16 protein-coding genes and 1 riboswitch are annotated in these 15345 nt (G+C 49.2%); of the genes, 13 read left to right on the top strand and 3 right to left on the bottom strand.

What is annotated here, in order from left to right; all coding sequences use genetic code 11:
- Window positions 1-9 precede the first annotated feature (9 nt).
- From CES79_RS03340 to CES79_RS03330, 3 genes are read left to right on the top strand one after another with little or no spacing between them, the layout of a single operon-like run.
- Window positions 10-330 carry a PadR family transcriptional regulator gene (locus tag CES79_RS03340; RefSeq protein WP_054655688.1) on the top strand — a complete coding sequence of 107 codons (321 nt, stop codon included), beginning with the start codon at window positions 10-12 and terminating at the stop codon, window positions 328-330.
- The gene (locus CES79_RS03335) at window positions 323-958 is read left to right on the top strand and encodes a DUF1700 domain-containing protein (protein WP_054655686.1); all 636 of its coding nucleotides are present in this window, start codon (window positions 323-325) and stop codon (window positions 956-958) included. Before CES79_RS03340 ends, CES79_RS03335 begins: the two co-directional genes overlap by 8 nt.
- Window positions 955-1881 (top strand): DUF4097 family beta strand repeat-containing protein, encoded by a 927-nt coding sequence (locus tag CES79_RS03330; protein ID WP_089136307.1) that lies wholly within the window; start codon window positions 955-957, stop codon window positions 1879-1881. The genes CES79_RS03335 and CES79_RS03330 overlap by 4 nt, the downstream gene beginning before the upstream one ends.
- 169 nt (window positions 1882-2050) lie before the next feature.
- On the opposite strand, the gene CES79_RS03325 is transcribed toward CES79_RS03330, so the two are convergent.
- A complete protein-coding gene (locus CES79_RS03325; protein WP_054655682.1) occupies window positions 2051-2488 on the bottom strand; it encodes a MerR family transcriptional regulator in 438 nt (145 codons plus the stop codon).
- Between the two features lie 226 nt (window positions 2489-2714).
- Between CES79_RS03325 and CES79_RS03320 the strand changes: the two genes are divergently transcribed.
- The 10 genes from CES79_RS03320 to CES79_RS03275 all read left to right on the top strand — a co-directional run bounded on the left by CES79_RS03320 (window position 2715) and on the right by CES79_RS03275 (window position 13906).
- Window positions 2715-4199 carry an MDR family MFS transporter gene (locus CES79_RS03320; RefSeq protein ID WP_089136306.1) on the top strand — a complete coding sequence of 495 codons (1485 nt, stop codon included), beginning with the start codon at window positions 2715-2717 and terminating at the stop codon, window positions 4197-4199.
- A complete protein-coding gene (locus CES79_RS03315) occupies window positions 4196-4918 on the top strand; it encodes a DUF4811 domain-containing protein (protein ID WP_089136305.1) in 723 nt (240 codons plus the stop codon). The genes CES79_RS03320 and CES79_RS03315 overlap by 4 nt, the downstream gene beginning before the upstream one ends.
- A gap of 372 nt (window positions 4919-5290) precedes the next feature.
- The gene (gene pxpB, locus CES79_RS03310; protein WP_054655680.1) at window positions 5291-6034 is read left to right on the top strand and encodes a 5-oxoprolinase subunit PxpB; all 744 of its coding nucleotides are present in this window, start codon (window positions 5291-5293) and stop codon (window positions 6032-6034) included.
- Window positions 6024-7025 carry a 5-oxoprolinase subunit C family protein gene (locus CES79_RS03305; RefSeq protein WP_054655678.1) on the top strand — a complete coding sequence of 334 codons (1002 nt, stop codon included), beginning with the start codon at window positions 6024-6026 and terminating at the stop codon, window positions 7023-7025. Before pxpB ends, CES79_RS03305 begins: the two co-directional genes overlap by 11 nt.
- A gap of 22 nt (window positions 7026-7047) precedes the next feature.
- Window positions 7048-7467 (top strand): acetyl-CoA carboxylase biotin carboxyl carrier protein, encoded by a 420-nt coding sequence (locus CES79_RS03300; RefSeq protein WP_159459450.1) that lies wholly within the window; start codon window positions 7048-7050, stop codon window positions 7465-7467.
- A gap of 11 nt (window positions 7468-7478) precedes the next feature.
- Window positions 7479-8795: an acetyl-CoA carboxylase biotin carboxylase subunit gene (locus CES79_RS03295; RefSeq protein ID WP_054655674.1), complete on the top strand. Its 1317-nt coding sequence runs from the start codon at window positions 7479-7481 to the stop codon at window positions 8793-8795.
- Window positions 8796-8817: 22 nt separating this feature from the next.
- Window positions 8818-9576, top strand: coding sequence for a LamB/YcsF family protein (locus CES79_RS03290; RefSeq protein WP_089136304.1), 759 nt, complete (start codon window positions 8818-8820; stop codon window positions 9574-9576).
- Window positions 9577-9611: 35 nt separating this feature from the next.
- Window positions 9612-10838, top strand: coding sequence for an NRAMP family divalent metal transporter (locus tag CES79_RS03285; RefSeq protein ID WP_225362294.1), 1227 nt, complete (start codon window positions 9612-9614; stop codon window positions 10836-10838).
- A gap of 162 nt (window positions 10839-11000) precedes the next feature.
- Window positions 11001-11092, top strand: a riboswitch (TPP riboswitch).
- An 85-nt stretch (window positions 11093-11177) separates the two neighbouring features.
- Entirely contained in the window at window positions 11178-12560 is a 1383-nt protein-coding gene (gene allB, locus CES79_RS03280) for an allantoinase AllB (RefSeq protein ID WP_089136303.1), read from the top strand.
- On the top strand, window positions 12557-13906 hold the full coding sequence (locus CES79_RS03275; RefSeq protein WP_054655672.1) for an NCS1 family transporter: 1350 nt from the start codon (window positions 12557-12559) through the stop codon (window positions 13904-13906). Before allB ends, CES79_RS03275 begins: the two co-directional genes overlap by 4 nt.
- Before the next feature lie 58 nt (window positions 13907-13964).
- Here CES79_RS03275 and CES79_RS03270 read toward each other — a convergent pair whose 3' ends face one another.
- Complete coding sequence (locus CES79_RS03270; protein ID WP_089136302.1) at window positions 13965-14648, bottom strand: TVP38/TMEM64 family protein; 684 nt, start codon at window positions 14646-14648, stop codon at window positions 13965-13967.
- A 74-nt stretch (window positions 14649-14722) separates the two neighbouring features.
- Window positions 14723-15211: a pyridoxamine 5'-phosphate oxidase family protein gene (locus tag CES79_RS03265; RefSeq protein ID WP_054655668.1), complete on the bottom strand. Its 489-nt coding sequence runs from the start codon at window positions 15209-15211 to the stop codon at window positions 14723-14725.
- Between the last annotated feature and the right edge of the window lie 134 nt (window positions 15212-15345).

Below are 15345 nucleotides of genomic sequence, written 5' to 3'. Positions count from 1 at the left end.
GGCGATGGTATGGCCATTCAAGTGAGTTCCGAATTGCTAGACGGCAGCGTGCTAGCAATTTTGACACAGCAGGACTATTACGGCTACGCGCTGACACAGCGGGTTCAAGAAGCCATCAAAGTATCGGAATCAACCATGTATCCGGTGCTGCGGCGGCTAAAGAAAAACGGCTGGCTGACGACTTATGATGAACCTTATCAGGGCCGTAATCGTCGTTATTATCAGATCACAGCAGACGGTAAAGCCCGTTTAGAAACCATTCAAGGCGAGTGGCACAACTTCAAATTAGGCATTGATTCAATGTTAGGGGATGAACAAGATCATGGATAAATACATCGCGGAGTTCAAAAGTTATCTTAATCAGTTAAGTGATAGTGAGTATCACGAAGTCGTCAGTTTTTATACGGAATATCTGCAGGACGGCGGGTTTGATACTTACGAAGCCAGCGTGGCGGAGTTGGGATCGCCCAAGCAGTTAGCACGTAAAGTACTGGCAGACTATTCGATCCGCCTGCTGGAATCACCCGAAAAAGAGGGGCAGGCCATGCGTGGGGCTGCGCGTTCTCGCACGCAAGTCCGCACGATTTGGCTGATCTTGCTCGCCATTTTGTCCACGCCGGTAACTATTCCGCTGGCAATCGCGGTTTTAGCAACCTTATTTGGGGTCTTTGTGGCTGCCGCAGCCGTTATTTTTGCCATTGTCGTGACCATCATTGCTTTAGCCTGTGCGGGCATTCTCGTGCTGGGCGTGGGCATTGGCATCATCGGTCAATCGTTTAGCACCGGGCTAGTCTACGTCGGCGGCGGTTTATTCGTGATTGGCGCCTTTATTGTTCTGATTCCAGTGTTTAATTGGCTGATCCGTGGTCTGATTCACATCACGTTAGCTATTAGTCGCTGGCTGTACGGCAAGTTATCCTCGAAGAATCGAGCAGAAAAGGAGCGTGAGCACAAATGAAAAAGACTTTCTTTACGGGGATCCTGATCTTGATCATTGGCGGGATCATGCTGGCCATCGGTGTCGGTAGGGGCGGCATCAAGTCCATCTACTGGGATGACGGTCTAAAAACGGATGAAAAAATGGTGACTACCCGGCAAATTAAGCGGGTTGATACCATTAAGGTCGCAGGTAGTAATTACGGCCCCGTTTCAATTCACCGCGGCAATGCTGCCAAGGTGATGGTTCACGCGAATAAATCCAATGACATCAAAACCAAAGTAACGGGCAAGCAGCTTACCGTTTCTGGAAAATCGAGCACTAGTTTTATGAACTTTGATGATCATCGTGGGACAACGGTTGAAATTACGGTTCCCAAGAACACGCAAATCAAATCGATTGATCATGGTGGCAATACCAACGTGAACGTGGCAGATCTGACGGTTCAAACCTTACGCAGTACCGGTAATGGCGATCTGAATTTAGCTAACGTTAAAGTATTAAATACGTTAAACGTCCCTGATCGCAACTATGGGGATACAACAATGAATAACGTGACTTTTGATAAAGGGCTAAACATTAATGCGGCTGGCGATGTCACAATTCGCAATAGCCGATTTGTTAAAGCTGATAGCCGAATCCGTTCAACTGATGGCGATGTGAACCTCAGCAATAACCGCTGGCGTAATCTGACCATTACCAGCTCTAACGGTGATTTAAACCTTGAAGATCAGATTGTTAAGACAACACTGACCGCGGAGACTGCTGATGGTGATCTGACGGCGCGGATCATGCCGCATGCCGGTATGGGTATTCATGCCAGCAGCCCTAATGGCGATACCTCGATTTACGGTAAGACGCAGCGCAATTATGGTCAGGCTAAAGCCACTGGACAACAGTTCCAGTTGAGGTCGTCTAATGGGGATGTGACGGTGACAAGGTAGAGTGGGACAACAGGCGTTTTGCCCCAGAGTATAAGACGAAAAAAGAGTGACTTTCAGTCGAATTTTGACTGAGAGTCACTCTTTTTTTGACTTATACGGCCGGGGCATGCCGGCTTGTTGCACGTTTTTACTCAATTGAAGTGGAGCTGAAATTTACTAGAATAAACATTTATTTGTTCTGTATCATCTTAATATCCGTATGCCCATCCTTAACGACTAGGTACAGCACCTTAGTCTTCTCAGCATCTACGTATCCTAAATTGATTGCTGGGAAGCCATCAACAGTGGTAATACCTTGAAAGCGATCAACCATGGATTGTCTTAACAGTTCCATCGTTTCACGGTGTTCAGCCGCGCGACTGACCGCTGCCGCTAAAGTGAACCCTTCCTTCATGAAATTGCTGATCATAAAGACCTTGATCAACGTATCATAGGAATATTTACGATTTTGACCCTTTTCTTTCTCACTGGAAATGTAACCTTTTTGTTCCCAGTAACGTAATTGACTCTGTGACACGCCAGTAGCGGCTGATACATCACCGATGCCTAAGTGCCAGTTAACTTTCTTAGTGAAAGTTGCGAAAGCATTGTGTTCCTCAGTATTCAAATTTTTTCCTCTTCTCGTTAAAAATATAATGTAACGGTTTTCTTTCCTATTAGAATAGGATTCGAGTTGTTATATTTAATTACACACTTAACAGATTTCATAAGGAACAGTATATACAATCAAATAATTTTGTCAAGATAGTTGACAAATACCTTCGAAGTTATTATAGTAGTTGTCAGTCGTAAAAAAAACAAGTCAATAAAAATAGAAAAGAAGGTTTTAATAAGTGGGTAACGCAGTAGACACAAAGGGGAAATCCTACAACAGATGGTTACTGATCATCGTATTACTGGTCGGTACATTCTTTACGGTCCTCAACCAAACGATTTTATCTACAGCATTTCCAACCTTAATGAACGCGTTCAACGTTTCGACCGCGACCGTTCAGTGGTTAACTACCGGATTTATGCTGGTTAACGGGATTATGATTCCAATTAGTGCTTGGTTAAGTACTCGTTTCAATACCAAGTGGTTATACATTGTCGCAATGTCCATATTCTTTGTTGGTACGCTGGTTTCATATACTGCACCAACTTCCAACTTCGGAATCCTATTAACGGGTCGGATCCTTCAAGGTATTGGTGTTGGTGTTACCATGCCACTCCTGCAAACAATCATGTTGTCAGTCTTCCCGCCAGAACGGCGTGGGACTGCCATGGGGCTTGCCGGTATCGTTATCGGTGTAGCACCTGCCATTGGCCCAACACTTTCTGGGTGGGTCATTGATAGTTTTACTTGGCGTGATTTATTCGGAATGTCTTTACCATTCTTAGCTTTAGTTATCATTGCTAGTTTCTTCTGGATGCATCCAGTTTTGGAAACGAAAAAGGAAAGTATCGATGTTCTTTCAGTTATCCTCTCAACTATTGGGTTCGGTAGTTTACTCTACGGCTTCTCATCAGTTGGTAACGATGGCTGGGGCAGTACCACGGTTATCAGTTTCTTGATCATCGGTGTAATTGTCATTGGTTTATTCGTCTGGCGTCAACTGAAGATGGACGATCCCTTCTTGGAAATGCGGGTTTACCGTTCTACACCGTTCACTATTTCCGCTATCTTGAGTTCAATCTCAATGATGGCCATGGTTGGTGTTGAAATGGTGATTCCTTTATACCTGCAAATTGTTAAAGGGATGTCAGCCTTCCATTCAGGGTTAACACTGTTATTTGGTGCCTTGATGATGGCGGTTATGAGTCCAATTACCGGTCGTGCCGTTGACCGTTATGGTGCTAAGAACCTGTCTATTATGGGGATGTTGCTCTTAACTCTGGGTTCAATTCCATTTATCTTCATTACTAAAGACACACCAACTGCTTACATCGTTGTTTTGTATGCCGTTCGGATGTTCGGTATTTCAATGGCCATGATGCCTGCTACTACTGTTGGTATGAACGCTCTGCCAGTTAACTTGATCGGTCATGGGACCGCCGTTAACAACACGCAGCGTCAAATTGCCAGTTCAATTGGGACTGCCATCTTGATCAGTATTTTGACTAACGTCACTAAAGATGATATGCCAGCTAAGCACCTATTGAAGACTGATCCATTAGCATACAAGGATTCAGCTATCAATGCTACTTTAGGCGGTTATCACGCTGCCTTCATTGTTGCTGCTATCTTCTGTGTCCTAGCTGTTATCACCGCCTTCTTCATGAAGAACCGGGGCTCTGCTAGTGATTACACTGAAAAAAACGGGGGTGAAAGCAAATGATTTTAGTCGCAATTGGCATCTTTGCCGTCTTAGCCTTCATCTTCTGCATTTACATTGAAAAGACAGGTTTAAGCGTTACGTTAACAACTTTGGCACTGCTAGGGTTAGTTGTTTCTAGTGTCTATGCTGTTAAAAACTGGCAACATCATTATGGTTTGGAACAATACACGACCACGACGACAAGAAACATTTACTCTGTGAGCCCTAACAAGCAGATGTCGATGATCCTGTACCAGCCAATCGGTTCTAAGAACAATCATCAAGTTTATATCTATAAGCAAAATGAAAATGATAAGAAGCCGGTTCATACACAAGCAAATTCTGACACCAAGAACAAGTTGTCACGGATTAGCGGTACCACTCAAATGACGACTACGGTTACCCGTTGGCGTTACAAGAACAATGCTGCGAAGTTCTGGTTTGCCTTTACCGGTGAAAACCACAAGTTCGTTAAGCGGACTAACAAGATTGAAGTTAACAAGAACTGGCTCGTCCTTTCAGTTGCTCAATCTAAGGCACTTCAAAAACAAATGAAGTCTAAGACGTATCAAGCACAATTGAAGCAACAGGGTAAGGCCTTCGTCATGAAGGGCATGAAAGCTGCCATGATGAAGAACCCAACCATGTCTCCTGCTGACCAGGCTAAATTGCAAAAGCAATTAACTGGTGAGTTCCAGGCACAAGCAATGCAAAAAATGATTAAGAGTGTTCAAAAGTAGTTAATAACTGTGAAGCTCATTAACAGCCTTCTGAATAAAACTTATTAAAAAAACTGGCAGGTAGAGATCTTTAGGATCTTACCTGCCAGTTTTTTTGAACTAAAAGGTCGGTAACAGATCGCTATTCGTAGAGCGCTGTTACTGGCCTTTTTGGAACCAAAAGCTAAAATCGCCATTAATCTTTGAAAATGAATATTAACTTGTTATATAATGTAACATAATTGCTATATCAAGGCTCAGACACTTTTTGAAAAATGAATAATATGAATATCTATGAGTATTTTGTAACAATATTTGTTTTTAATTTGATTTTAACTGTATTTTAATCTAAAATAAGCATAAATTACGTTTAGAAGATAGGGGGTAAGTGTGGTGCTTGCATATCAAATTTTACCAGCCGGCGATAAAGCGGTGAACGTGACCTTTGAACGGCAGGTCAGCGTGGCCATCAACCACCAGATTGCACAACTGCAACGACAGCTGACACAGCTCGCAGTTCAGGGAATCACCGGATTCTTGCCAGCTTTTCGAACCTTGACGGTGTTTTACGAACCCGCTCAGATCAGCCTTAAAGCGCTAAAGGCGACGATCGATAAGGCGTTGCTAGATAGTCACCAGACGGCCAGTTCAACCGTCAGACGGGTGCACATTCCCGTTTGCTATGATGCCGAGTTTGCACCTGATCTGAAAACGGTGGCGACCAAGGCACAGTTAACTGAAAAACAAGTGATCGAGCGGCACAGTCAACCAGATTACCTGATTTATATGTTAGGTTTCCTACCAGGATTTGCCTACCTTGGCGGCTTGGACCCGCAGTTGGCCACACCAAGATTAGCCACACCGCGGCTGAAGATTGCCCCTGGGTCGGTGGGCATCGCCGGTGAACAGACCGGGATGTATCCGATCGAATCCCCCGGTGGCTGGCAGATCATTGGTCGCACGCCACTGCGGTTATTCCAACCGGAAAGCGAGCAGCCATTTTACTACCAAACGGGAGACTACATTCACTTTGACGTGATCTCACGTGCTGAATACGATCACATTACCGCGCATCTAGCGGACTATCAGGTACAGACTGAAACGGTTGCCGAGACGGAGGTGCAGTATGGCGCTTAAAATACAAGCTGGCGGTCTGTTGACCACCGTGCAAGATCAGGGTCGAACTACCACACAGGATAGTGGCTTTTCGGTATCTGGTGTGATGGATTTTGATGCCGCCAACGTGGCGAATCTGTTAGTCGGCAACGAGCTGGACGCGGCGGTGTTGGAAAGCAGTTTACAGGGACCGACCCTGACCTTTACGCAGGATGGTCATTTTGCCGTGACCGGCGCCACCGCCCAGATGACGTTAAATGATCGGCCAATTGACGGTTACCGCGCTTACTTCGCGCACCGTGGTGATCAGCTCTCAATTGGCCACTACACCGCTGGCCGCTTCGGCTACCTCGCCATTACCGGTGGCATTCAAGTGCCCGTTGTGATGGGTAGCCGGTCAACTAGTCTGAAATACCAGTTGGGAGGCTACCGCGGCCGGCAGCTGCAAGCCGGCGACGTACTCACCACGGTGCGCGACACGGCGGCGCAGCACCAGTTTCAGCAAGCCGTGACTTATCCGTATTCGCAGCAAGCGGTCACCACGATCCGGGTCACACCGGGACCGCAGTATCAGGATTTTACCGCGCAGACGCGCCAGGAACTGACCCATCAAGGGTTTGCTATCAGCCAGCAGTCGGATCGGATGGGCGCCCGCCTGCAAGGTCATGCCCTGGATACCAGCAAGGTGACGGAAATGCTGTCGGAAGGTACCGTGTTAGGCGGCGTGCAAGTACCGCGAGACGGCCAGCCTATTGTACTGTTAGCTGACCGGCAGACTACCGGCGGCTACCCGGTAATCGCGGTGGTTGCCCGGGTCGATCTCCCCAAGCTGGTTCAGCTGACACCTGGGCAGCAGGTCCAGTTTCAATGGATCGATTTAGCGCAGAGTCAGACTCTTTACAGTAAAAATTACGGCAGTACAGCTGCCATTAAAGCCGCTCACCAGTTTCAGACGCAGATATCAAGCATTCGTGAACCGGCGCAGCGAATCGCAACACTATTTAACAATTAATAATATGAAAGAAGATGATCATTTGGAAACTTCAAAAATGAAAGCCATCATGCAATTAATGGCTGAAAACCAGATCAGTGCGTTGAAGTATAAAACCAAGGATGAAACCCTGGAACTCACTCGCGGTGCGGTTGCCCAGCCAGCACAGCCGGCAGTGAGTGCACAGCCAGTAGCTGCTCAACCAGAGAAGCCTGCCACCAGCGCCAAAACCATTAACGCCAAGTTCGTGGGGGTCTTCTACACGGCCGGTAATCCCGATGACGCACCGTTTGTGCAGGTCGGTGACACCGTGAAAGCGGGGCAGACCGTGGCGGTGATCGAAGCCATGAAGATGATGAATAACGTGGTGGCAACGGAAGCGGGCCGCATCACCAAGGTCTTGGCAGCTAACGAAGACCTCGTGGAATATGATCAGCCGCTCTTTGAATTTGAAAGTCTTTAGGGGGTGGCACATTGGAAAAAGTGTTAATTGCTAATCGCGGCGAAATCGCGGTACGTATCATCCGGGCCTGCCAAGAACTGGGGCTGCGGACGGTAGCGGTCTATTCAACCGCCGACAAGGATGCGCTGCACGTCAAATTAGCCGATGAAGCCGTTTGTATTGGTGCTGCCAGTCCGGCGAAGAGTTACCTCAACATGAATAATCTGCTGGGTGCGGCGCAAATTACCGGGGCGGATGCGATTCACCCCGGCTATGGCTTTCTCTCAGAAAACGCTGAATTTGCGGAACGCTGTGTGAAGGCCGGGCTGACTTATATTGGCGCACGTCCCGAAACTATTAGTTTGTTGGGTGACAAGGAAAAGGCCCGTGAAACGCTAAAAGCCGTTGGTGTGCCAGTTACCCCCGGGAGTGCCGGGAAGATCACCACGGTAGCTGAAGCCCAAGCGGATGCTGAAAAAATCGGCTACCCAGTCATGGTCAAAGCCGTGGCCGGTGGCGGTGGCAAGGGCATGCGCTTGATTCAGGCACCTAACCAGCTAGACGACCTGTTTACCTTGGCCCAAAACGAAGCCATCCAAGCCTTTGGCAGCAACGAAATGTACCTGGAGAAGTTTATCGAACGACCCCGGCACATCGAAGTGCAGGTTCTAGGGTTTAAAGACGGTACCGGTATCGCAGTCGGTGAACGGGACTGTTCGCTGCAGATCCGCCACCAAAAAGTGGTGGAAGAAGCGCCCAGCAGTATTGACCCCGCTACCCGTGACAAGATGCTGGCGGTCTCTAAACGGGCCGTTGAAGAACTGCATTATTTAGGTGCCGGTACGCTGGAATTTCTGTACGCCGGCCCCGACCAATTTTACTTCATGGAGATGAACACCCGGATCCAGGTAGAACATCCCATCACGGAACTGACGTCTGGCTGGGACCTGGTCAAAGCGCAACTGCTGATTGCTGACGGCAAGGTGCTTGATAAGCCCACAGCCGCCAACGGTTACGCCATCGAATGCCGGATCAACGCCCAAAGTGCTGGGCAAATTACCGGTCTGCACTTACCCGGCGGTAACGGAATTCGCGTGGACACCGCCCTGTATCAGGGTTACAAAGTGCCACCGAATTACGATTCCATGATTGCTAAAATTATCAGCTACGCGCCGACCCGACAACTTGCCGTGGCCAAGATGCTGGTAGCAATCAACGAAACGGTGATCGCCGGTATCAACACGAATTTAGATTTCTTAAACCACTTGCTGCAGACGCATCATTTCCAAGAAAATCAATTCGATATTGAATTTATCGAACGGGAGTTACTGCCGCAAGCTAAAGATTAGTTTTTTTAAAGGGAGGATATCCATGACACAAGTCGATTTAAATTGTGATTTAGGGGAAAGTTTTGGCCGCTACACGTTAGGTCTGGATGATCAGGTCATTCCATACATTACTTCAGCTAACATCGCCTGTGGGTTTCACGCTGGTGACCCGGAAGTCATGCAGCACACCGTTGATCTGGCCGTTGCCAGTCACGTGCAGTTGGGTGCACATCCCGGATTACCAGATCTGCAGGGGTTTGGTCGCCGGCCGATGAAGATCGCACCCGACGCGGCTAAGGCGGACGTGAAGTATCAGATCGGTGCCCTGCAGGCGTTTGCGCCAACGCACAGATTGCACCACGTCAAACCCCATGGTGCGCTATATAACATGGCTGCCAAGGACTATGACCTGGCTTATAAGATCTGTGAAGGCATCAAGGAAGTTGACCCGCAGCTGATGTTAGTCGGTTTGGCAAACAGCGAGTTGATCCGGGCTGCTAAGGCGGTGGGGATTCCCTACGAACAGGAAGTCTTTGCCGACCGCGCTTATGAAGCGGATGGCAGTCTGGTTTCCCGTTCCAAGCCGGGTGCCGTGATCGAAGACAGTCAGGTCGCCGTTGACCGGACGATTAAAATGCTGCAGACACACCAAGTCACTACCATTGATGGCCAGGTCATCAGTATTCAGCCGGATACGATCTGCGTGCACGGCGATGGCGTGAAAGCCCTAGCCTTCGTTAAACAGATTCATCAAGCACTGACAGCACAGGGAATCGATGTTGCAGCTACGCAAGTCAAATAGTCGTTACCACCGGCATTGAGAAGGGAATTGATCGGATGAAAGAGACTTCACACGCAACTCAAACACCAACACCAGAAAAAAAGCGCTCTAAGTTTAGCGTGGCCATGGGTGCGGCCTTCATGATGGCCATGGCGGCTGTCGGCCCAGGGTTCTTGACCCAGACCGCGTCGTTTACCGGCCAGATGGGGGCGAACTTCGGGTTTGCGATTTTACTCTGTATTGTGGCGGATATCGTGGTTCAGTTAAACATTTGGCGGATCATTATCGTTTCCGGAAAGCGGGCCCAGGTGCTGGCAAATGAAGTCGTGCCAGGTCTCGGCTACGTGCTGACCGCCCTGATCTTTCTTGGCGGCTTCTTCTTTAACATTGGTAATATTGGCGGTGCTGGATTAGGGCTCAACGTGCTGTTTGGCATTGATCCGAAATACGGCGCGCTGATTGCCGCGGCGGCTGCCATTACGGTGTTCGTGGTCAAAAATGCCATGACCGTGGTGGATCACACGGTGCAGGTCTTGGCGGTCATTAAAATTTTGATTTTGATCTACATTCTATCCGTGACCACCGTGCCAGTGGCGACCGCGATTCAGCATACCTTTATGCCGACGCAAATCAACTTCTACTCTATCGTGACCATCGTGGGTGGTACCGTTGGTGGTTATATTTCATTTTCCGGCGGTCACCGTTTGCTGGAAGGCGGCGTGAAGGGGAAGGAAAACATTAAGTACGTCAACGAAGGTGCCCTGACTGGTATCGGTGTCGCTTCAGTGATCCGGGTCATGCTGTTTCTCGCCGGTTTAGCCGTGGTGGTTGCCGGTCACACCCTTGATCCAACCAACCCAGCGGCTTCCATCTTCAAGATTGCGGCTGGTAACTTTGGCTACAAGTTCTTCGGCTTACTCCTGTTAGCAGCCGGGATGACTTCCACGTTAGGGTCGACCTTTACCTCGATCTCATTTTTGAACTACTCGCAGACCCTGGATTCTTGGGTCAATAAATTCCGGTCTGTACTGATCATCGGCTTTATCTTGGCTTCAACCATCGTGTTCTACTTCGTTGGTAACCCAGCCAAAGTGCTGATCGTGGTGGGTGCCATCAACGGGATGATCCTACCGATTGCCCTGGCGATTCTTCTGGTTGCTGCGGTGAAGAAGCGGATTATGGGCGACTATCATCACCCTAAGTGGTTAATTATCACGGGGTGGATCGTGGTGATCTTCATGACTTACGCCGCGGTACAGACGTTGATGACGATTAAGTTATAGGTAGTAATGGGGCCTTTTGAGGTTCCTACATATGAGGCGCTGCGTTCGATTGAGGAATGCAGCGCCTTTCATTGCCTTTCACTAAAAACTTAAAGTTGAAAACACTTGACTTGTTCCAGTAAACCCGTTTTAATGAGAACTAAGGTTTTTAAATTTAATAAACATTGTGGTCTGGGGTGCTAGTGATAGCTGAGAAATACCCAAAGAACCTGATGCAGTTCGTACTGCCGTAGGGAGCGCCATGTTAGTCGACAAAGACTACCAGTCCATTTGAAGTTAATTCAGGTGGACTTTTTTTATTGCTCGCTACCAGTCACAGTGTTGGCTTGGAGGCACAGGATGCAAGTAACAACGATGATCAAGAATGGTTTAATTGTCACGCCAATGGGTGTGGTAAACGGTGATCTAGCGATTAAGGACGGCAAAATTGCCGCGATCGGTGAACTGTCATCTGAAGCTAAAGAAGTGATTGATGCGCACGGGCAGTTAGTCTTGCCTGGCATGGTGGACGCGCACGTACACATCAACGAACCGGGGCGTAGTAACTGGGAAGATTATCACACGGGCAGTCAGGCACTGGCAGCCGGTGGGACGACCAGTATGGTAGTCATGCCGTTAAATGCCTTACCGGCTCGGACCACGGCCGCGGAGTTTAAGCGTCACCGGCAAATTGCTGAGGGCAAGTCCTACATTGACTTTGCCCTGTACGGCGGTTTAGTACCGGACAATCAAGCGGAAATCGGTCCCATGGCGGACGCTGGTGCAGCGGGCTATAAGGGCTTCATGGCAACTACTGGCAGCGATGAACCGGGGGACTTTCATAACGTGGATGACTACGACCTCTACCGGGGGATGCAGGCGATTGCTAAAACCGGTTTGCGCCTGTCACTGCACGCTGAGAACGCTGTTTTGACGGACCGGCTCGCGGCGGATGCGATTGCCCATCATCACACCGATATTCAAGCCTACATTGATTCACGGACACCAATGGTTGAAGTCGAAGCGGTGAGACGGGCGCTGTATCTGGCGAAACAGACCGGCTGTAAGCTGCACTTTGTTCACCTGTCAACGGGTGAATCCGTTCGTGAGGTGCACCGCGCACAAGTAGAAGGACAGGACGTAACTTGCGAAACCTGCGTGCATTATCTGACGCTGACCACTGAAGATTTCAAGCGGATCGGGCCGTTGGCGAAATGCTCACCAGCTTTGCGGACACCGGCAGTACAAGCGGATCTCTGGCGTGAAGTGCAGGCCGGCCACGTCAATGCCGTGACCTCCGACCATTCACCGGCACCAGTCGAGATGAAGGCTAATCCGAATAACAACATTTTTGAGGTCTGGGGCGGCATCAGCGGCGCGCAGAACAATCTGGATCTGTTTTACGATGTCGCCGTTAAATCCGGCCGGTTAAGTCTGCAGCAGTTTGTGCAACTAACCGCGGCTGGCCCGGCGAAGCTCTTTGGGCTAAAAGGGAAGGGGCAACTCACGGTTGGCGCCGATGCTGACATTGCGTTGCTAGATCCCAGCCAATCCTATACGTTGCGGGCAGAAGATCTCTACTATAAGAATCCAATCTCCGCATACGTTGGCCGCCAGATTCACTGCCGGGTTACCAGAACGTTATTGCGCGGTAAAACTATTTTCGAACTGGGACAAGACTTTGATGAGCAGCCCACCGGCCAATTTCTTAAGAATCAAAACGTCACGGGGGACGCTAAATGACACCACCGACAGTTGCTCAGCGGACTCATTCCGGGGTTGCGACTGATTTAAAACCGATCCCGGATGATCGGCGCAAGATGGGCCGATTGGCTTACATGGCCATGTGGCTAGGTGATGGGTTCAACATTGGCAACATCACCTTGGGCTCGTCCATCGTGGTCGCCGGCGTGGCCACCATGAACCTACTGCAGACGCTAGCTGCTGCCGGCATCGCCATTCTGATCATTACCGTGATCTTTACGTTAAACGACCGGTTTGGCTATCGCACGGGCGCGCCGTACGTGATTCAGCTGCGCTTATCGTTTGGCGTGAAGGGGGCCAAGTTAGCGAGCCTGTTTCGTGGTATTCCTGCCATCGTGTGGTTCGGGTTTCAATCCTGGACGGGCGCGCTGGCACTGAATCAAATTGGGCGAATGCTGTTGGGGTATCACGGCGACCACACGTTTGAATGTTTCTTAATCTTACAAATCGTTCAAGTCGTCATGGCACTGTGGGGCTTTCAGTCGATCAAATTAGTGACGGGGGTCATTGCCACGGTGGTGATGGTCGCCATGTTAGGCGTATTTATCCTACTGGTGACCCAGCATCAACCGGCGATTCAGCAAAAGCTGGTTCAACCCACTGGAACCTGGGGGCTGCCGTTCTTCGGGTTCATCGTGGCCTTCTTAGGGAACTACACCGCCATTTTTGAATCGGCAGCGGACTATTCCCGTGAATTAAAGCCGAATCTACACGACCATCAACGCGGCTTACTGTACCTGATCCCCATTGGACTCGCGTACGGCATGACGATCATTACTGGGGCCATGTTGGCGGTGGTCACGGGAATCGCCAGTCCGGTCACTGCCATGGCACAGCTGATGCCTCATGCTTGGATGACGGTGCTGATTTCCGGCTTTATCGTTTTAGGGACGATTACCACCAATACGGTTGCCAACATGATGCCGCCAACTTACATGCTGACGTCACTGTTGAAAATGCCGCAGCAGTTAGCCACGACGATTGTGGGTGTTCTAGCAGTCGTCACCTGTCCGTGGGTGTTAGTGCAGGATAGTTCAGCGCAGGGCCTGGCCTTATTCATCCACCTGTATTCGATCTTTCTCGGTCCAATGACGGCGATTATTCTGATCGAGTACTACTGGCACCGGCACCAAAAGATAAATCTTGTAGCGCTGTATGATAATAGTCAGCAACCTCAGTTCACTTGGCGGGCACCGTTAGCACTGCTGCTGGGTGCTGTTTCAGCAGCCTTCATTGTGAACCTATCATGGTTCGTGGGCTTTGTTGTGGGCGGATGTGTGTATTGGGCGTTAGGAAGAAAGCACCTCGTTAAGTCTAAAATATAGGTACACCAAAACGAGTTTCCCCAAAATTGAAGGGAAACTCGTTTTTGATTAGCTTAAATTAATGTCTTGAATCAGCTGATTCCCGATGGCGGTCGTAGTGAATAACCCGACCGAGGCCGAACAATAACAGGGCAATCACCACAATGATCAGTAGGAGCTTGACGTTACCGTGCAGGACGGCATCACCGCCAAAGGCATACAGCGTTGACGTGGGTAGACTGCCTAAAAAACACAGCAGCGCTAATTTGGGCCGGTTATGGATCAGCCGTTTAGCCGCCAAATTGATCACGGTGCTGGGAATAAAGGGAATTGCGTATCCCAGCAAAATCCCCACGGAAGGGTGGCGAATTTTCAGCAGGTCCTGATACAATTTGCCAGTAGTGTGACGCTCGGGTGCGTGCCAGATTTCCGGTAACAGGTCAGCCACCGAAAAGTTGCCAATGGTGATGGCGGTGGCATTTAACACCAGCGCGGGCCAGTGTCCGAAACAGATGCCGGCCACGATGGCAAAAATCGCTACCGGCGCGCCTGGCAGCCAGGTACAGATGATCAATAGTAGAGTGAAAGTAATCATATCAAAGGGCTCGTGGGCCTGAAAACGTTCGATCAGGTCCTGGCGGTTAGTGAATTGCGTCAGCAACGTGGTCAACTGCCGGTGAAAGTACCAGATATTAAACCCGATGAGCAGGAGGGCAAGGACTGTAATCACGCTAAAAAAGATGGTTTTCTGTTTTTTAGACATCGCTCAGGCCCCCTTTAGTACAAGATGATTGCATTCAGGATAACATATCGGGGGATAACTAGCTGGACTAGCGCTTATTCGGCGCTGTGCTGCTTACCGGTATACTGTTCCACGTCGATGCGAATGACGCCCACGTATCCCAGGTCATGCTGGCTGATCTCGCCCGGCATATTGTGGCCCGTTTCGTGTTTTAATAGTAGCCGTAAAGCGTGTTCCTTTTCGGTTAAATCAGACACTAACGTAGCCTTACCACTACCTAAAACGCTGCGGTAAAAGTAACTAAAACTGCTTAACGGGGCGCCTTCTTCTGGGGTGTAGAGGCTTGAGTCAGTGATAATACTGAACGAAACTTCGGGGTTAGCGGCAATCAGTCCCCGTTTTTTACCCTTGGGTGCGCCGTGAATGTAGAGGTGCAGCTGATCATCCACGAATTCGTAGCCGTAGTTGGTGGGTACTACGTAAGGTGCTGGAAAATCTAGGATGCCCAAATTGATAATGTGGGCTTTTTCAATAATGTCGCGTTTAGTTGCTTCATCGGTAATTTCACGGTCAGTTCTTCTCATTAATCTAATCCTCATTTCATTCGTAATTAAGTTGATTATAGTTTAGTCATCACGTTTAGTATAGGTCAATCCGGTTTAGAAACCGTTACCAGGCAAATCCAGCTTAAAAAAAGGTTAGCGGTTGACAATTTTCT

It is taken from the genome of Secundilactobacillus silagei JCM 19001 (assembly GCF_002217945.1).
Lineage (GTDB): Bacteria > Bacillota > Bacilli > Lactobacillales > Lactobacillaceae > Secundilactobacillus > Secundilactobacillus silagei.
This window is presented reverse-complemented; position numbering and strand designations above follow the sequence as displayed.

Excerpts from the sequence above, each read along its gene's own strand:
- CES79_RS03340 (WP_054655688.1), top strand. The coding sequence starts at position 10 with ATGGCCATTCAAGTGAGTTCCGAATTGCTAGACGGCAGCGTGCTAGCA.
- CES79_RS03335 (WP_054655686.1), top strand. The coding sequence starts at position 323 with ATGGATAAATACATCGCGGAGTTCAAAAGTTATCTTAATCAGTTAAGT.
- CES79_RS03330 (WP_089136307.1), top strand. The coding sequence starts at position 955 with ATGAAAAAGACTTTCTTTACGGGGATCCTGATCTTGATCATTGGCGGG.
- CES79_RS03315 (WP_089136305.1), top strand. The coding sequence starts at position 4,196 with ATGATTTTAGTCGCAATTGGCATCTTTGCCGTCTTAGCCTTCATCTTC.
- CES79_RS03305 (WP_054655678.1), top strand. The coding sequence starts at position 6,024 with ATGGCGCTTAAAATACAAGCTGGCGGTCTGTTGACCACCGTGCAAGAT.
- CES79_RS03290 (WP_089136304.1), top strand. The coding sequence starts at position 8,818 with ATGACACAAGTCGATTTAAATTGTGATTTAGGGGAAAGTTTTGGCCGC.
- CES79_RS03285 (WP_225362294.1), top strand. The coding sequence starts at position 9,612 with ATGAAAGAGACTTCACACGCAACTCAAACACCAACACCAGAAAAAAAG.
- allB (WP_089136303.1), top strand. The coding sequence starts at position 11,178 with ATGCAAGTAACAACGATGATCAAGAATGGTTTAATTGTCACGCCAATG.
- CES79_RS03275 (WP_054655672.1), top strand. The coding sequence starts at position 12,557 with ATGACACCACCGACAGTTGCTCAGCGGACTCATTCCGGGGTTGCGACT.
- CES79_RS03270 (WP_089136302.1), bottom strand. The coding sequence starts at position 14,648 with ATGTCTAAAAAACAGAAAACCATCTTTTTTAGCGTGATTACAGTCCTT.
- CES79_RS03265 (WP_054655668.1), bottom strand. The coding sequence starts at position 15,211 with ATGAGAAGAACTGACCGTGAAATTACCGATGAAGCAACTAAACGCGAC.